Annotated in this window: 16 protein-coding genes; 10 read left to right on the forward strand and 6 right to left on the reverse strand. The window is 74.9% G+C overall.

Features of this window, described 5'->3' with window-relative positions:
- Positions 1-45 precede the first annotated feature (45 nt).
- The 3 genes from ACGF5G_RS05115 to ACGF5G_RS05125 are packed head-to-tail and all read right to left on the reverse strand — an operon-like array spanning position 46 to position 4619.
- A complete protein-coding gene (locus ACGF5G_RS05115) occupies positions 46-627 on the reverse strand; it encodes an isochorismatase family protein (RefSeq protein ID WP_393259079.1) in 582 nt (193 codons plus the stop codon).
- A gap of 13 nt (positions 628-640) precedes the next feature.
- Positions 641-1927, reverse strand: a complete 1287-nt coding sequence (locus tag ACGF5G_RS05120) for a nicotinate phosphoribosyltransferase (RefSeq protein WP_393259081.1) — start codon at positions 1925-1927, stop codon at positions 641-643.
- 16 nt (positions 1928-1943) lie between these two features.
- Positions 1944-4619, reverse strand: coding sequence for a LuxR C-terminal-related transcriptional regulator (locus ACGF5G_RS05125; protein WP_393259082.1), 2676 nt, complete (start codon positions 4617-4619; stop codon positions 1944-1946).
- Between the two features lie 205 nt (positions 4620-4824).
- On the opposite strand from ACGF5G_RS05125, the gene ACGF5G_RS05130 reads away from it, so the two are divergent.
- The 10 genes from ACGF5G_RS05130 to rdgB all read left to right on the forward strand — a co-directional run bounded on the left by ACGF5G_RS05130 (position 4825) and on the right by rdgB (position 12644).
- Entirely contained in the window at positions 4825-6378 is a 1554-nt protein-coding gene (locus tag ACGF5G_RS05130) for a hypothetical protein (protein ID WP_393259084.1), read from the forward strand.
- Positions 6379-6526: 148 nt separating this feature from the next.
- Positions 6527-6817 (forward strand): ATP-dependent Clp protease adapter ClpS, encoded by a 291-nt coding sequence (clpS, locus tag ACGF5G_RS05135; RefSeq protein WP_350702872.1) that lies wholly within the window; start codon positions 6527-6529, stop codon positions 6815-6817.
- Positions 6818-6819: 2 nt separating this feature from the next.
- On the forward strand, positions 6820-7314 hold the full coding sequence (locus ACGF5G_RS05140) for a DUF2017 domain-containing protein (protein ID WP_393259232.1): 495 nt from the start codon (positions 6820-6822) through the stop codon (positions 7312-7314).
- Positions 7315-7367: 53 nt separating this feature from the next.
- Positions 7368-7856: a M67 family metallopeptidase gene (locus tag ACGF5G_RS05145; protein WP_350676806.1), complete on the forward strand. Its 489-nt coding sequence runs from the start codon at positions 7368-7370 to the stop codon at positions 7854-7856.
- A 73-nt stretch (positions 7857-7929) separates the two neighbouring features.
- Entirely contained in the window at positions 7930-8265 is a 336-nt protein-coding gene (locus ACGF5G_RS05150; RefSeq protein WP_393259086.1) for a MoaD family protein, read from the forward strand.
- Positions 8266-8275: 10 nt separating this feature from the next.
- Positions 8276-9241, forward strand: a complete 966-nt coding sequence (locus ACGF5G_RS05155; RefSeq protein WP_357698468.1) for a pyridoxal-phosphate dependent enzyme — start codon at positions 8276-8278, stop codon at positions 9239-9241.
- Between the two features lie 292 nt (positions 9242-9533).
- The gene (locus tag ACGF5G_RS05160) at positions 9534-10280 is read left to right on the forward strand and encodes an MBL fold metallo-hydrolase (RefSeq protein ID WP_393259087.1); all 747 of its coding nucleotides are present in this window, start codon (positions 9534-9536) and stop codon (positions 10278-10280) included.
- A 57-nt stretch (positions 10281-10337) separates the two neighbouring features.
- A complete protein-coding gene (locus ACGF5G_RS05165) occupies positions 10338-11114 on the forward strand; it encodes a hypothetical protein (RefSeq protein ID WP_393259089.1) in 777 nt (258 codons plus the stop codon).
- 72 nt (positions 11115-11186) lie between these two features.
- The gene (gene rph, locus ACGF5G_RS05170; RefSeq protein WP_357698474.1) at positions 11187-11915 is read left to right on the forward strand and encodes a ribonuclease PH; all 729 of its coding nucleotides are present in this window, start codon (positions 11187-11189) and stop codon (positions 11913-11915) included.
- A 108-nt stretch (positions 11916-12023) separates the two neighbouring features.
- Complete coding sequence (gene rdgB / locus ACGF5G_RS05175; RefSeq protein WP_393259091.1) at positions 12024-12644, forward strand: RdgB/HAM1 family non-canonical purine NTP pyrophosphatase; 621 nt, start codon at positions 12024-12026, stop codon at positions 12642-12644.
- Positions 12645-12691: 47 nt separating this feature from the next.
- Here the strand turns inward: rdgB and hutH are convergent, their stop codons facing one another.
- From hutH to ACGF5G_RS05190, 3 genes are read right to left on the reverse strand one after another with little or no spacing between them, the layout of a single operon-like run.
- Positions 12692-14230, reverse strand: coding sequence for a histidine ammonia-lyase (gene hutH, locus ACGF5G_RS05180; RefSeq protein WP_393259092.1), 1539 nt, complete (start codon positions 14228-14230; stop codon positions 12692-12694).
- Complete coding sequence (gene hutI, locus ACGF5G_RS05185; protein WP_393259093.1) at positions 14227-15429, reverse strand: imidazolonepropionase; 1203 nt, start codon at positions 15427-15429, stop codon at positions 14227-14229. Before hutI ends, hutH begins: the two co-directional genes overlap by 4 nt.
- Positions 15426-16784 carry a formimidoylglutamate deiminase gene (locus tag ACGF5G_RS05190; RefSeq protein ID WP_393259095.1) on the reverse strand — a complete coding sequence of 453 codons (1359 nt, stop codon included), beginning with the start codon at positions 16782-16784 and terminating at the stop codon, positions 15426-15428. Before ACGF5G_RS05190 ends, hutI begins: the two co-directional genes overlap by 4 nt.
- Between the last annotated feature and the right edge of the window lie 25 nt (positions 16785-16809).

Raw genomic sequence — 16809 nt, forward strand, 5'->3', positions numbered from 1 at the left:
GACATCCTCGGCCCGGGGTACGACACCCGCCAACGATTTACCGCCTCATGCGGCCCTGATCACAGGCCGCCCGCGCAGGGTGACCCCGGCGCCCTCCATCGCCCGCAGTGCCACGTCGGTGGTCTCCGGGGCGACGGCGGCGGTCAGGTCCAGCAGCACGGTGGTGGCGAAGCCCTCCCGGGCGGCGTCCAGGGCGGTGGCCCGGACGCAGTGGTCGGTGGCGATGCCGACCAGCTCGACCGTGTCCACCCCGTGCCGGCGCAGCCAGTCGGCCAGGCACTCGCCGTCGTCGGCGTGCCCATCGAAGCCCGAGTACGCCGCCGCGTGCTCGCCCTTGTGGAAGATCGCCTCGATCCGGTCGGTCGCCAGTTCGGGGTGGAACTCGGAGCCGGGCGTGCCCACCACGCAGTGCCGGGGCCAGGAGTCGACGAAGTCCGGCGGGTCGCCGAAGTGCGCGCCCGGGTCGACGTGGTAGTCCTTCGTCGCCACCACGCGGTCCCAGCGGTCCGGCTCGGCCGCGAGCAGTCGGGTGATGCCGGCCGCCACGCCGGCCCCGCCGCCCACGGCCAGCGAGCCGCCCTCGCAGAAGTCGTTCTGCACGTCCACGATGATCAGCGCGTTGCCCACCGGAGGGCTCCTTTCAGTCGGCCGGTACGACCGTGACGGGGATGGCGGGGTCACCGCCGGAGAGCTTCAGCCCCTCCCAGGGGATGGAGATGAGGCACTGCCGCAGGTGCTCCCGTGACTCGTCCAGGGTCGGCAGGTCCACCGGCTCGCCCCCGACCAGGAACGGCCGCTGGAGCAGCCGGTCGTTGGGCTGCCGGTCGGGCACGCCCTGCGGCACGATGATCTCCTCGGTGGCGGTGCCGGTCGGCTTGTGCCGGCGTACGGCCACCTTCCGGCCGCCGATGGTGCCCTTGCGCTCGGAGCGCTTGACCACCGCGCGGCCGTCGACCTCGACCAGCTTGTAGACGAGCCCGGCGGTGGGCGCGCCGGAGCCGGTGACGACGGCGGTGCCCGCGCCGTACATGTCGACGGGCTCGGCGGCGAGCGCGGCGATGGCGTACTCGTCGAGGTCGCCGGAGACGATGATCTTGGTCTCGGTGGCGCCGAGCGAGTCGAGCAGTTCGCGGGACTGCTGGGCGATGACGGCGAGGTCGCCCGAGTCGATCCGGACGGCCCGCAGGTCGGGCCCGGCCACCGCGATCGCGTTGCGGATGCCCTCACTGATGTCGTACGTGTCGACCAGCAGCGTGGTCTCCTTGCCGAACGTGGCGACCTGCGAGGCGAACGCGGCCCGCTCGTCGTCGTGCAGCAGGGTGAACGCGTGCGCGGCGGTGCCGGCGGTCGGGATGCCGTACCGCTGCCCGGCGGCGAGGTTGGAGGTGAACCGGAACCCGGCCAGGTACGCGGCCCGCGCCGCGGCCACGGCCGCCTCCTCGTGCGCCCGCCGGGAGCCCATCTCGATCAGCGTCCGGCCGCGGGCCGCGGTGACCATCCGCGCGGCGGCCGCCGCCACGGCGCTGTCGTAGTTCAGCACCGAGAGGACCAGCGTCTCCAGCACGACGCACTCGGCGAAGCCGCCGGTGACGGTGAGGATCGGCGAGCCGGGGAAGCACAGCTCGCCCTCGGCGTAGCCGTCGACGTCGCCGGTGAAGCGGTAGCCGCGCAGCCAGTCGGCGGCCCGCTCGTCGACCACCCCGGTGCGGCGCAGGAAGTCGATCTCGTCGGCGTCGAAGCGGAAGTCGCGGATCATCTCGACCAGCCGGCCGGTGCCGGCGACCACCCCGTAGCGGCGGCCGGCGGGCAGCCGGCGGTTGAACACCTCGAAGACGCAGCGGCGGTCGGCGGTGCCGTCCCGCAGGGCGGCACTGACCATCGTCAGCTCGTAGTGGTCGGTCAGCAGCGCGGGGCGAAGGGTGCTCACCGCCCCAGCCTAGAGTTCACTCCGGCAGGCCGCCCTCGTGGCCCGGGATCGCCCGCAGCGCGGCCCGCAGCTCGGCCCGGCCGGTCACGCCGAGCTTGCTGTAGATCCGTTGCAGGTGGTTCTCCACGGTGCGGGCGGAGAGATAGAGCCGCTCCGCGATGACCCGGCTGGTCACCCCGTCCGCCGCGAGCCGGGCCACCTGCCACTCGCGCTCGCTCAGCGCGGGCGCCCCGGCCTGCAACGCCGGCGTGCGGATCAGGTCGCAGCGGCCGAGCAGCGCGGCCAGGCGCTCCCGGGCCGCGCCCGCCGCCGGGGACCGCTGTCGGCGCAGCCGGTCCAGGGCGGCGGCGGACGCCTCCGCCGCGTAGACGGCCAGGTCCAGCGCCTCGAAGCCGTCGGCCACCGCCAGCAGGTCGTCGGCGGAGCCCGCCGCGGCGGCCCGGGCGTGCCGGGCCAGCAGCGGCGGCAGCAGCCCGTCGACCCGTTCGGAGAGCTCCGCCAGCCGCTGCGCGACCGTGCGCCGGCTGCCGTCGGAACAGGTCGGGCCGATCGGGGCGGTCGCCCGGTCCAGCCGGACCAGATCGTGCAGCACGTGCACCTCGTGGCCGGCGAAGCCGTCCGCCCGGAGCCGGTCGGCAAGCTGGACGAGGTGCTTGGCGGCGCCGGGCACGTCGCCGCCGGCGGCGAGCACCGCGCCGCGCGCCTGCTCCAGCCACGGATACAGCACGACCATGCCCGGGGCGTGGGTGCGGTCGGCCTCCGCCATCGCCTCGGCCGCCTGCGCGGCGTCGCCGCGCAGGGCCGCCGCCTGGGCCCGTTCGGCCTGGGCCAGCCCGGCGTAGACCCGGCTGGTCGCGAGCACCGCGCACGCCTCGAGGCTGGTCCGCAGCGCCGCGTCGCTCTGGCCGCGCAGCCGGGCCGCGTACGCCTGGAGGATGGCCAGGTAGCCGGTGCCGAGCCGGAAGTCCCCGGCGCCGGCCAGGTCGGCGAACTCGTCGGCCACGATCGCGTCGATGCCGGGCAGGTCGCCGGCGAGCGCCAGCCGGGTGCCGCGGGCCAGCTCCAGGGCCAGTTGCAGGTACGGCATGTCGGCCCGCCAGCGGCCCGCCTCGGCCTGCACCTGGTCGATCGCGGCGGCGCTGCGGTGCAGCTGCCCCTGCGCCGCCTGGAGGTAGGCGATGGTGCTGCGGGCCAGCTCCCGGGCGGAGACGCTGGCGGCCGGCCGGTCCAGCACCGTCTGCCCGAGCCGCAGCGCGAGGCCGGTGTCCAGCCGGTGCAGCCGCATGATGCCCTCGAAGGCCAGCACCCGGGCCTGGTCGGCGGAGTCCTCCAGCGTCGAGCCGCGGGCCGCGATCTCCTCCACCGTGGACTCCCGGCTCAGGCCCCAGTAGCTGACCATGCCCCGCACGGTCAGCCAGCGGCTGAGCCGCCGGTCGCCGCGGATCTCGGCGGAGACCGCGTCGAGGACCGCGATCGCCTCCTCCGGCCGGTCGGCGAACATCAGGATGGTGGCCAGCAGCTCCGCGGCGTCGAACCCGCCGCCGGCGTCGAGCGCCGCGCGGGCCAGCCGGGTCGCCAGCGGTACGTCGTAGCGGGCGAACGCCTGCCCGGCCGCGTCGAGCAGCAGGGTCGGGTCCTGGGCGGTGCCGGAGTCGAGCCGCCAGACCGCCACCCGGAGCAGGTCGTCGCGGCGCCGCTTGCCGATCTGCTCCAGCAGCTCGGCGAGGCGGGCCTCCAGGCGGCGGGTCCGGCTGACCGGGCAGCGGCGGCGCATCACCTCGCCGTAGAGCGGGTGCGCCAGCCGCACGTTGGCGCGCCGGTCGTCGCGCATGACGACGATCAGCCCGCGCTCCTCGGCGTACTCCACGTCTGCCGGGTCCACGGCCTGGTTGAGCAGGTGCAGGCCGAGCGGCTCGCCGAAGGCGACCAGCTCGACCACCGCGCGTACGCCCGGGGTGAGCTGCCCGATCCGGGTGTCGATCAGGTCGGTCAGGTTGGGCGCCAGCTCCAGCCGGCCGGTCCACTTCCAGATCCCGTACGTGCGGGTCAGCTCCCCGCGGTCGGCGGCGAACACCAGCTCGCGCAGCAGCAGCGGGTTGCCCGCCGAGAGCCGGCCCAGCCGGTCGGCGGAGGTGGCGTCGACCGGGCCGTCGAGGATCTCGGAGAGCAGCCGGGTGGTCTCGGCCGGTGCCAGCGGGTTCAGCTCGACGTGGTCAACGAGGTCGTCGGTCCACAGCGCACGGATGGGCAGCGGGAGCTGCTCGCTGTCGCGCAGCGTGCCGATGACCGTGGCGTTCTCCGCGCGGGCGACCAGGTGCACCAGCGCGGCCGAGGGCGGGTCGAGCAGGTGCGCGTCGTCGATCGCGAGGACGATCCGGCGGCCGGCCGCCTGCTGTTGCAGCACGTCCACCGCCCAGCGCAGGATGCCGGCGGGGGACAGGCCCTGCGGCTGCTCGGCGGGGAGCACCTGGACCAGCCCGCCGAACGGCAGCGCGGCGGTGGTGGCGCTGGCCGCGATCCACCACACCGCGTACCCGTCGCGGGGCAGCGCCGCCACCCCCTCGCGCAGCAGGCGGCTCTTGCCGATGCCGGCGCTCCCGCTGAAGAAGAGGCCCCGCCCCTCCGCGCCGGTCACCGCCGACAGCAGGCGGCTGAGCTCATCCCTCCTGCCGACGAAACTCCACCGACTCATCGAGGCAGCATATCCATCGAAATCCGTCCGCGCTCGCAGCGTCACGCAGCGAAGTTGAGTAATCTCGTGATTACTCCTAAGTATCCGAGGTGTTCGGGCAGGGGCCCTGGTCGCCCGTAGTCTTTTCGACATCCGGGGGGTGTGACCCGGACGATTCCACGCGGCCTGCCACCGCCGGTCGCCTGCCACGGGAGGCCGCCCTCGAATGAAGCCCGGTCCTCTCCCCGCGGTCGACGTGCCCGACGACACGGCCGGCGCCGCGAAGCTGCCCCACCGTGGTCCCCTGCCCACCAGGCTCGGGGTGACCGAGCCGGGGCCGGAGGAACCGCTGGCCGTCGTCGCCGTCGGCCCGGCCGGCGCGGGTCGGCCCGAGGTGCTCGCCGGCGTGCTCCGGCTGGATCCCGGAATGCTGGCCGTGCCGGCCGGGAGCTGGCTGGTGGTCCGGCACTCCCGGGTGCCGACCCGGGCCGCCTACGTGCCCGGCTACCGCCAGCCGCACGCGTACGGCGCCGACCTGCTGGCCGCCGGCCCGGCGCTGGCCCGTCCGCCGCGCCGCGTCGAGCTGAGCGTGCCCGAGCCGCTGCTGCGGCACTTCAGCCTCGTCGACACGCCGGACACGGGCGCCCTCGGGGCGGCCGGCACCCGGCTGCTGTTCGACGCCGCGGGCCGGGCCGGGGCGGTGCTCTTCGTCACCGCCGCCGACCAGGCCTTCACCGCCGTCGAGCTGAACCTGCTCGCCGAGGTGGCCCGTGCCCGCGTGGAGGTCTTCTTCGCGGTCACCCCGGGCGCGGCCGGCTGGGCGCCGGTGCCCGAGGTCCCGGCGGCGACGGAGGGCACGGGGGCGTCCGTCGCGCCGGTCGGGTCGGCTTCCGCGCCGGCCCCGGTGGACCCGGTCGCGGTCACCGTCGAGGCGCACCGGGCAGCCCTGCTCGCCGCCGTTCCGGGGCTCGCCCGCGCCCGCTGGTTCGCGGTCGCCGACGGCGACGGGGCGGACCTGCGCCGGGCCCTGGTGGGCTGGGCCGCCGACGAGGGGCTGCGGCGGGCCAGCGCCGACCCGCCGGTGCTGCCCGGGGCACAGGGCCGGGTGCCGGTGGCCGCCGACCCGGGCGACTGGTCCGAGCGGCTCGACGGCCAGGCCCGCTCCTGGGCCCGGCGCATCCGCCAGCACCTCGCCCTGGAGTTGGCCAACGCCCACCTGCGCGTGGTGCAGGAGATCGTCTTCGGCGTCGGCTGCGCCGGCCTGCCGCAGCTGCTCGACCGGGAGATGGAGGCGCTGTCGCTGCTGGCCACCGCCCAGTGCGACCACGCGGTCCGCCGGCTCGTCGAGGAGGCTGCCGGCCGTGTCCTCGGCGCGCCGCTGTCCGCGGGCGTGCGCCGGCGCCTCTTCTTCGCGGTGCGCTGGGGGCTGGCCGACCACCGGGCCGGCCACGAGCTGGACCGCGTGCTGCTGGTGACCAGCACCGGCGGCGTGGCCGGGCTGACCGGTGCCGGCGCCACCGACGCGCTGGCGAGCTGCCCGGGCGCCGAGCGCGAGGAGGTGCTCCCGCCCGTCGCGGTGGCCCTCTCGGGCGCCTGCTGGCAGCACTGGCGCAGCCCCGGCAACCACGATCCCAACGCCGCCCGCGCCTGGGCACAGCGCGCACTGCGCGAGATCGAGCTGGAGCTGTCCCGGGAGGTGTCCCGGCGGATCGAGGTGGTCCGCCTCTCGCTGGACGGGGTGCTCTCCGATGCTGTCGACCACGGCATCCTGCTCGCCTGACGGCGACCGCGTCGTCCGCGCCGCCGGCCCCGCGCCGGGGCCGCCGCGGGCTGCCTCCGACGCGCCCGGCCAGGCCGGACGCGGTGTTCCACGACGGGCCGGCGTTCCGGTTCCTCGGTTCGCCGGATCCGGTGGCACGATGGGGGGCATGGCGGCTCCGCAGGTTGCACCGGTCGAGACGCCGGACACCGATGAGGTGCCGGCGTCCGACCGGCCGTGGGTGACGATCGTGTGGGACGACCCGGTCAACCTCATGACCTACGTGACCTGGGTGTTCCAGAAGCTCTTCGGCTACAGCCGGGAGAGGGCCGAGCAGCTCATGCTCGACGTGCACCACAAGGGGCGCGCCGTCGTCTCCAGCGGTGCCCGGGAGCGGATGGAGCACGACGCGTCGCAGCTGCACGCGTACGGGCTGTGGGCGACGGTGGACCGGTCGTGAGCATGTTCCGTCGCCAGGGCGACTGCTACGTCGCCACCTTCGCCGTCGACGAGGTCCGGGTGCTGCGCAAGGTCGCCTCCGAGGTGGTCGGCCTGCTCACCGACGGCTTCGACCACTCCGACCCGGTGGTCGGCCGGCTCTTCCCCGACGTCTACCCGGAGGACCCGTCCGGCACCGCCGAGTTCCGCCGCTACACCGAGGGCGACCTCAAGACCGGCAAGATCGACCAGGCCGGCGCGATCCTCGCCGCGCTGCCCGACTCCGCCGGCGGCGAGGTGCGCCTCGACGCGGAGGCGGCCGAGGCGTGGCTGCGGGCGCTCAACGACGCCCGGTTGGCGATGGGCGTGCGGCTGGAGATCAAGGACGGCACGGATCTCGGCGAGGAGCTCGACGACGCCGTCGCCGAGGATCCGACCTCCAGCCGGGTGTTCCAACTGTCGGTCTACGCATACCTCGGGTATCTCCAGGAGTCCCTGCTCAACGCCTTGATCGACTAGGGGTGACCGGCACCACCTTAAGCTGGTGCCCCGTACGCGTTAGGCTGGAGCACGTGCTGAGCATCGACCGGTCGATCGTCGACGCGATCGTCGCCCACGCGCGTCGGGACCACCCCGACGAGGCGTGCGGCGTGGTCGCCGGTCCCGCCGGCAGCGACACCCCCACCCGGCACATCCCGATGGACAACGCCGCCCGCTCCATGACGTTCTACGAGTTCGACTCGATGGAGCAGTTGCGGGTGTGGCGCGAGATGGACGACCGGGACGAGGAGCCCGTCGTCATCTACCACTCGCACACCGCCACGGAGGCCTATCCGTCCCGGACGGACATCTCCTTCGCCGGCGAGCCGGGCGCGCACTACCTGCTGGTCTCCACCCGGGAGCCCGACACGGAGGAGATCCGCTCGTTCCGGATCGTCGACGGCGTGGTGACCGAGGAGCCGGTGCGCATCCTCGACGCGGGGGTGGACCCGCACGCCGTGCAGTCCTACATGTTCGGGCAGAGCCCGGCGACGGTCGACTACGAGTGTTCCGGCCGCTGACCCAGCGCCGCACCACCCGTCCACGTCCCGTCACCTTCCGGCACACCCGATCATCACCGAGGAGCACGACATCATGGCCATCGAGGTTCGCATCCCCACCATCCTGCGCAGCTACACCGGCGGCGCGAAGGTCGTCGAGGGCGCCGGCGACACGCTCGGCGACCTGCTCGCCGACCTGGACTCCCGGCACGCCGGCCTCCGGGCCCGGCTGGTCACCGACACCGGGGCGCTGCACCGCTTCGTCAACGTCTACGTCAACGACGAGGACGTCCGCTTCCTCGGCGCGCTCGACGCCAAGCTCAACGACGGCGACAGCGTGACCATCCTGCCGGCCGTCGCCGGCGGCGCGTTCGGCTTCGCCGCCGCCGCGGCGATCGCCGGCCACCGCGCGTCCGTCGCCGGCGGCTGAGGCGGCCGCGATGACGCGGTACGACAGCCTCCTCGACGCCTGTGGGGGCACGCCCCTGGTGGGCCTGCCCCGGCTCTCTCCGACGGTGCCCGCGGGGGCGCCGCCGGTGCGGCTCTGGGCCAAGCTCGAGGACCGCAACCCGACCGGCAGCATCAAGGACCGGGCGGCCCTGTTCATGGTCCGTGCGGCCGAGGAGGCCGGCCGGCTCCGCCCGGGCGACACCATCCTCGAACCGACCAGCGGCAACACCGGCATCTCGCTGGCCATGGTGGCGAAGCTGCGCGGCTACCGGCTGGTCTGCGTGATGCCGGAGAACGTCTCGACCGAGCGGGTGCAGCTGCTCCGGATGTACGGCGCGGAGATCATCTTCTCGCCGGCCGCGGGCGGCTCGAACCAGGCGGTGGCCACGGCGAAGCAGATCGCGGCCGAGCACCCCGACTGGGTGATGCTCTTCCAGTACGGCAACGAGGCGAACGCCCGGGCGCACTACGAGACCACCGGCCCCGAGCTGCTGCACGACCTGCCCACCATCACGCACTTCGTGGCCGGCCTCGGCACCACCGGGACGCTGATGGGCACCGGGCGCTACCTGCGCGAGAAGGTCGACGGGATCCAGGTCGTCGCGGCCGAGCCACGGTACGGCGAGCTGGTCTACGGGCTGCGCAACATCGACGAGGGGTACGTCCCGGAGCTCTACGACGCCACCGTGCTGTCCCGGCGCTTCTCCGTCGGCACGCGGGACGCCGTGCTGCGGACCCGGCAGCTGGTGGAGGTCGAGGGTGTCTTCGCGGGCTTCTCCACCGGCGCGATCCTGCACGCCGCCCTGGCGGTGGCGCACGAGGCGGTCCGCGACGGCCGCCGCGCCGACGTGGCGTTCGTGGTCGCCGACGGCGGCTGGAAATACCTCTCCACCGGCGCGTACGGCGGCACCCTCGCCGACGCCGAGGCGGCGCTGGAGGGTCAGCTCTGGGCCTGAGGACGTCGCCGCAGGGTCACCGTCAGGCGCGGTGGCCCTGCGGGCGGCTGCCGGCCGCGGTGGGCGCCCTGCTCACTCAGCGCTACCGTCGGGTCTCGGCTCGTCACGCATCGGTCGCGGGTGGCGCGGCGGGCCCGGGGCGGGTGTCACGTTGGTGACAACTTCCTGTGGATGATTCTTGCCGCCCCGCGTGCCGGCGTAGGCTGCGCAGCGTGGCGCACGCGTCGGTAAAGATCATCGAGAGAGCGACCGTCGGCGCGATCGCTACGCAGCGTGACAGCGAGACCACTCGATGCGCCTGACCGTGCTGGGCTGTGCCGGCAGTTTTCCCGGCCCCGAGTCCCCCTGCTCTGCCTACCTGGTCGAGGCGGACGGCTTCCGACTCCTGGTCGACTTCGGCTCCGGGTCGCTGTCCAACCTCCAGCGCTACGCCGGGCTGCACGCCCCCGACGCCATCCTGCTGACCCACCTGCACTGCGACCACATCCTCGACGCCGCGTCCTACGTGGTGGTCCGCCGCTACGCCCCGGACGGCCCCTACCCGCCGCTGCCGGTCTACGCGCCGTCCGGCGCGCCCGACCGGCTGGCGGCCGCGTACGGGCAGGAGGACAGCACGGTCGAGGACGTCTACCAGTTCTACGCCCTCCAGCCCGGCACCTTCCCCATCGGCCCGTTCAGCGTCACCGTCGACCGGGTCAACCACCCCGTCGAGACGTACGGCGTCCGGCTGGAGCACGGCGGCCGGGTGCTCTGCTACTCCTCGGACACCGCGCCCTGCGACGCGCTGCTCCGGCTCGCCCAGGACGCCGACGTCTTCCTCTGCGAGGCGAGCTACCTCGACGGCGTGGACAACCCGCCGGACCTGCACCTGACCGGCCGGGAGGCCGGCGAGGCGGCGACCAAGGCGGGCGTCGGCCGGCTGCTGCTGACCCACCTCGTGGCCGCCTGGGGCAGCGAGGCGATGACCGTGGAGGCGGCCGGGGCGGCGTACGCAGGGCCGGTCGAGGTGGTCCGCGCCGGCGCGACGTACGACGTCTGAGCCGCGCCGGCGTACCGGGGGCCTCGGAAACGGGACCGTCCGCCTAGGATCTCGCCGGTGAGCAACTCCCCCGTCCAGCCGGCCGGCTGGCAGCCCCACCCGCCGACCCCTCCGACGGGTCCGCCTGGCGCGCCGTACCCGCCCGGCCCGCCGCACCCGCAAGGAGCGCCGTTCCCGCAAGGCGCGCCGTACCCGCCCGGCCCGTTCCCGCAAGGCGCGCCGTCGCCCGCCGCCGGTCCGGTTCCCGGGCCCGCGCCGTTCGCCGCCGGACCGTACCCGCCGGCCGGTCAGCCCGTCGCATACCCGGCGGCGACCACCTTCCCGCCGGCCGCGCCCGCCCCGGCGCCGCCGCGCCGCTCCACCGGGCTGCGGGTGTTCTTCGTGGTGCTCGCCGGGCTGCTCGCGATGGGCCTCTGCGCCGGCGGCGGCATCGCGGGGTACGTGGGCTGGTGGGCGCCCCGGCAGGACATGGCCGAGCGGCGGGCGATCTTCGCGGACTGGGGTCGGCCGCACAGCTTCACCTCCGACGGGCTCGTCGAGGGCGACGACGCGACGCTGCAGGTGTACCGGTTCACCTGCCCGCAGGGGCGGTGCCCGGTGGACCTCGGCGAACGGGTGCACGAGTGGCTCGTCGCGGCCGGCGCGCAGGACGCGAAGATCGAGGACGTGACGCGCTGCGTGGCGAACGGCTTCCAGTACGGCGGCCCCACCTGCACCTGGACGTGGCGGGTGAAGGCGTGCCGGGCGACGGCGACGACGACCGGGCTGGACAAGGTGCCGGTCGGCTGGGACCGGCCGCTCGTGCTCAACGTCCGCATCCGTGAGTGCGACTGAGGAGGGACGCGCTCACGGCGGGCACCGGGCACCCCGCAACGGGCCGGCCATCGCACCGCATAGGGTGCAGGCATGGCACGACCTGACGGGCGGCGACCCGACGAACTCCGACCTGTGACGCTGACCCGGGGCTGGAGCACCCATCCGGAGGGCTCGGTGCTCGTGGAGTTCGGCGACACCCGGGTGCTCTGCACCGCCAGCGTGACCGAGGGGGTGCCCCGCTGGCGCAAGGGCTCCGGGCTCGGCTGGGTCACCGCCGAGTACGCGATGCTGCCCCGCGCCACCAACACCCGCTCCGACCGGGAGAGCGTGAAGGGGCGCGTCGGCGGGCGTACGCACGAGATCTCCCGGCTGATCGGCCGGAGCCTGCGGGCGTCGATCGACCTGAAGGCGCTCGGCGAGAACTCCATCGTGCTCGACTGCGACGTGCTCCAGGCCGACGGCGGCACCCGGACCGCGGCGATCACCGGCGCGTACGTGGCGCTGCACGACGCGGTGACCTGGCTGGCGGGGCGCAAGGCGCTGGCCGGCAAGCCGGAGAAGGTGATGCACCGCTCGGTGGCGGCCGTCAGCGTCGGGGTCATCGCCGGCGAGCCTCGGCTGGACCTCAACTACGCCGAGGACGTGACCGCCGAGGTCGACATGAACGTGGTCTGCACCGGTGCCGGGGAGTTCGTCGAGGTGCAGGGCACCGGGGAGGCGGGCGTGTTCGCCCGCGAGCAGCTCGACGCCCTGCTCGACCTGGCCGTCGCCGGCTGCGTGGAACTGGCCGAAGCCCAGCGGAAGGCTCTCGGGTCGTGAGCGCGAGGAGTGAGCTTGCGAGCCCCGCAGTCGCGAACAGAGGTGAGGTCCGGTGAGCGCGAGGAGTGAGCTTGCGAGCCCCGCAGTCGCGAACAGAGGTGAGGTCTCATGAACAAGGTGCTGCTCGCCACCCGTAACCGCAAGAAGCTCATCGAGCTGCAGCGCATCCTCGACGGCGCGCTCGGCGCGCACCGCGTCGCCCTGGTCGGCCTGGACGACGTCGAGGCATATCCGGAGCTGCCGGAGACCGGCCTCACCTTCGGCGAGAACGCCCTGATCAAGGCGCGGGAGGGCTGCCGGCGCACCGGCATGCCGACGATCGCCGACGACTCCGGCCTCGCCGTCGACGCGTTGAACGGCATGCCGGGGGTGTTCAGCGCCCGCTGGGCCGGCCGGCACGGCGATGACCAGGCCAACCTCCAGCTGGTGCTGGACCAGATCGCGGACCTCGGCGACGAGCACCGGGGGGCCTCCTTCGTCTGCACGGTGGCGCTGGTGCTGCCCGGCGGCAAGGAGCACCTGGTCGACGGCCGGCAGACCGGTCGGCTGCTGCGCTCGCCGCGGGGCGACGGCGGCTTCGGCTACGACCCGATCTTCCTCGGCGACGGGCAGGAGCGGACCAACGCCGAGCTGACGCCGCAGGAGAAGGACGCGGTCAGCCACCGCGGCAAGGCGCTGCGCGAGCTGGCCAAGCTGGTGGCGAAGGTGCTGCCCCCGGCCACCGCCTGAACGCCGACGGGCGGGCCACCGGCCCGCCCGTCCGTCCGTTCCCCGGTTCAGGCGAGGGGGCCGGTCTCGCGCTCGATGGCGGCGCGCAGCTCGGGCCCGGCCACCACGGCCCGGGCGGCCTCCATCAGCGGGGCGAGGAACACGTCCGGCCCCGGCTCCCCGGCGATCCCGCCGAGGGCCGCGACGGCCGCCCGACCGGCCGGCGACGGGTCGAGCGGGGCGCGCAGCTGGAGACCGCGTACGGCGGCGAGCAGCTCGACCGCGAGCAGGCTGGTCAGGTTGTCCAGCACGGTGCGCAGCTTCTTGGCCGCCGCCCAGCCCATCGAGACGTGGTCCTCCTGCATGCCGCTGGTGGGCAGCGAGTCCACCGAGGCGGGCGCGGCGAGCCGACGGTTCTCCGCGACGATCCCGGCCGCCGTGTACTGGGCGATCATCAGCCCGGAGTTGACCCCGGCGTCGGGGGAGAGGAACGCCGGCAGCTCCCGGGACCGGGTGACGTCGAGCAGCCGGTCGACCCGACGCTCGGCGATCGCGCCGACCTCGGCGGCGGCGATGGCCAGGAAGTCCGCGCCGAAGCCGAGGGGCGCGCCGTGGAAGTTGCCGGTCGACTCGACGCGGCCGTCCGGCAGCACCACCGGATTGTCGACCACCGAGACCAGTTCCCGGTCGGCCACCGTGCGGACGAAGTCCAGCGTGTCCCGGGCCGCCCCGGCCACCTGGGGGGCGCAGCGCATCGAGTACGCGTCCTGCACGGCGTGGGCCAGGTCGTCGCGGTGCGAGTCCATCACCCGGGAGTCCTGGAGCAGCCGGTGGATGTTCGCCGCCGAGGCCGACTGCCCGGGGTGCGGCCGGATGGCGTGCAACTCCGGCAGGAACGGCCGCTCCGAGCCGAGCATCGCCTCGATCGCGAGGGCGGCGGTGACGTCGGCCATGGTGAACAGGTGCGCGGCGTCGTGGATCGCCAGCAGCAGCATGCCGAGCATGCCGTCGGTGCCGTTGATCAGCGCCAGCCCCTCCTTGGCGGCCAGCTCGACCGGCTGCAGACCGGCCCGGCGCAGCGCGTCGGCGGCGGGGATCCGCTCGCCGGCGGGGCCCAGCACCCAGCCCTCGCCGAGCAGCACCAGCGCGCAGTGCGCCAGCGGCGCCAGGTCGCCGGAGGCGCCCAGCGAGCCGTGCTCCGGCACCCACGGCGTCACGTCGTGGTTGAGCAGGTCGACCAGCGCCTCGGCGACCAGCGGCCGGACCCCGGAGCGGCCGAGCGCCAGCGAGCGGACCCGCAGCAGCATCATCGCCCGCACCACCTCGCGCGGCATCGGCGCGCCCACCCCGGCGGCGTGCGAGCGGATCAGCGCGTGCTGCAGTTCGGCCCGCCGTTCTGGCGCGACGAACGTGTTGGCGAGGGCCCCGAAGCCGGTGGAGACGCCGTAGACCGGCCGGCCGGCGGCCTCGATGCCGTCCACGATGGACCGGCTGGCGGTCATCGCGTCCACGGCGGCCGGGTCGAGCACGACCTTGGCGGTGCCGCGCGCCACGGCGAGCACGTCGGCGGGGGAGATCCCGGTGGGCAGAATGGAAACAGACGTCATTGCGGCACTCCGTTGTGCAGGACCTGGCGGATCAGTGGCACACCGGGCCGGTAGGCCAGGTGCAGGTGGGACGGGGCGTCGAGGATCATCAGGTCGGCCCGGGCCCCGGGCCTGAGCACCCCGACGTCGTCGCGGCGCAGCGCTCGCGCGCCGCCGGCGGTCGCGGCCCAGACGGCCTCCGCCGGGGTCATCCGCATCTCGCGTACGGCGAGCGCCACGCAGAACGGCATCGACGAGGTGTACGACGAGCCGGGGTTGCAGTCGGTCGCCAGCGCCACGGTGACGCCGGCGTCGAGCAGCCGGCGGGCGTCCGGGTACGGCGAGCGGGTGGAGAACTCGGCGCCCGGCAGCAGGGTCGCCACGGTGGCGGTGTGCCCGCCCTCGGCGCACATGCAGTCGACCCGGCTGGAGGCCAGCGCGTCGACGTCGGCGTCGGTCAGGTGGGTGCAGTGGTCGACGCTCGCCGCGCCCAGCTCGACGCCGAGCTGGACGCCCGGCCCCGGGCCGAGCTGGTTGGCGTGCACCCGTACACCCAGCCCGACGGCCTGGCCGCAGGTCAGGATCGCCCGGGTGTGGTCGGCGTCGAAGGCGCCCCGCTCGCAGAACACGTCGATCCAGCGCGCGTGCGGGGCGGCGGCGGCCAGCATCGGCCCGCAGACCAGGCCCACGTAGTCGTCGGGACGGTCGGCGTACTCGGCGGGGACCACGTGGGCGCCGAGGAAGGTGGTCTCCTCGCTGACCTCGGCGGCGATTGCCAGGGAGCGGGCCTCGTCGGCGACGGTGAGCCCGTACCCGCTCTTGATCTCGATGGTGGTGGTGCCCTGCCGCATCGCCTCGTCGCGCAGCCGGCGCACGGTGGCCCGCAGTTCGTCGTCGGAGGCGGCCCGGGTGGCGCCGACCGTGGTCCGGATGCCGCCGCCGGTGTACGGCTGCCCGGCCATCCGGGCCGCGAACTCGGCGGCCCGGTCACCGGCGAAGACCAGGTGGGCGTGGCTGTCCACGAAGCCGGGGAGCACCGCGGCGCCCCCGGCGTCGACGCGCCGGTCGGCGGCCGGCGCGTCGCGGGCCGGCCCGATCCAGGCCACCCGCCCCTCCTCGACCAAAAGGGCGACGTCGCGGCGGATGCCCAGCGGGCCGCCCTCGCCGCCGCCGTCGTTGGTCACCAGCTCGCCGATGTCGTCGACCAGCAGACTGCTCAAGACGTCACCTCCTCGATGACCGCGGCCAGCTCGGCCGGCACGTCGACCGTCAGGTGGCGGCCGTCGCGTACCACCACCCGGCCGTCCACCACGACCTGCGCGACGTCCGCGGCGCCCGCCGCGAACCAGGCCCCCACCGGCGGTACGCCGGCCGTGCGCGGGCTGTCCAGCCGTACCGTCACCAGGTCGGCGCGGGCTCCCACGGCGATCCGCCCGGCGTCGCGCCAGCCCAGCGCGGCATGACCGCCCACGGTGGCCGCGTCGCGCAGCTCGGCGGGGCTGAAGTGGCCACGCTGGCGGGTACGCAGCCGCTCGTCCAGTTCCACCGCGCGGGCCTCCTCGAAGAGGTCGACCACGGCGTGGCTGTCGCTGCCCAGGCTGAGCGGCAGCCCGACGTCGGCCATCCGCCGGGCCGGGCCGATCCCGTCGGCCAGGTCCCGCTCCGTGGTCGGGCAGAGGCAGACGCCGGTGCCGGCGTCGCCGAGCAGCGTGAGGTCGCCGCTGGTCAGGTGGGTGGCGTGCACGGCCGTGGTGTGCGGGCCGAGCGCCCCGTGGTCGGCGAGCAGCCGGGTCGGGGTGCGGCCGTGCACGGCCCGGCAGGCGTCGTTCTCGGCGGGCTGCTCGGACAGGTGCACGTGCAGGGGCGCGCCCCGCCGGTCCGCCCACCCGGCCACGGTGGCGAGCTGCCCGGCCGGCACGGCGCGCACCGAGTGGATCGCGGCGCCCACCCGGGCGTGGTCGCCGGTGGGCGTGAACGCGGCGACCCGCTCCGCCCAGCGCAGCGCGTCGCCGTCGCCGAACCTCCGCTGCGGCCCGGTGAGCGGCTGCCCGTCGACGGTGGCGGTGAGGTAGCAGGTGTCCAGCAGGGTGATCCGGATCCCGGCGTGCGCGGCGGCCTCGACCAGCGCCCCGCCCATCGCGTTCGGGTCGGCGTACGGGGTGCCGTCCGGGTTGTGGTGCAGGTAGTGGAACTCGCCCACGCAGGTGATGCCGGCCAGCGCCATCTCGGCGTAGACCGCCCGGGCCAGGGCCAGGTACGAGTCCGGGTCCAGGCGGGCGGCGACCGCGTACATCCGGTCGCGCCAGGTCCAGAAGTCGCCGCGCCCGCCGTGGGTACGCCCGCGCAGCGCCCGGTGGAAGGCGTGCGAGTGCGCGTTCGCGAGCCCGGGCAGGGTCAGCCCGGGCAGCCGCTCGGCGTCGCCGAGCACCTCCACGCCGACGGGTGGGTCGCTCCCGGCAGTCAACGGCGTGACGCCCGTGATCCGCCCGTCGGCCGTCTCGATCAGCACGTCGGCGGTCGGTTCGGCGTGGTCGGGCAGCCAGGCGTACTCGGCCAGCCAGCGGGTCGCGGTCATCTCGTTCGCCCCCTGTCGAGCTGCC

Source organism: Micromonospora sp. NPDC047730 (assembly GCF_043204765.1).
In the GTDB taxonomy this organism is placed as follows: domain Bacteria; phylum Actinomycetota; class Actinomycetes; order Mycobacteriales; family Micromonosporaceae; genus Micromonospora.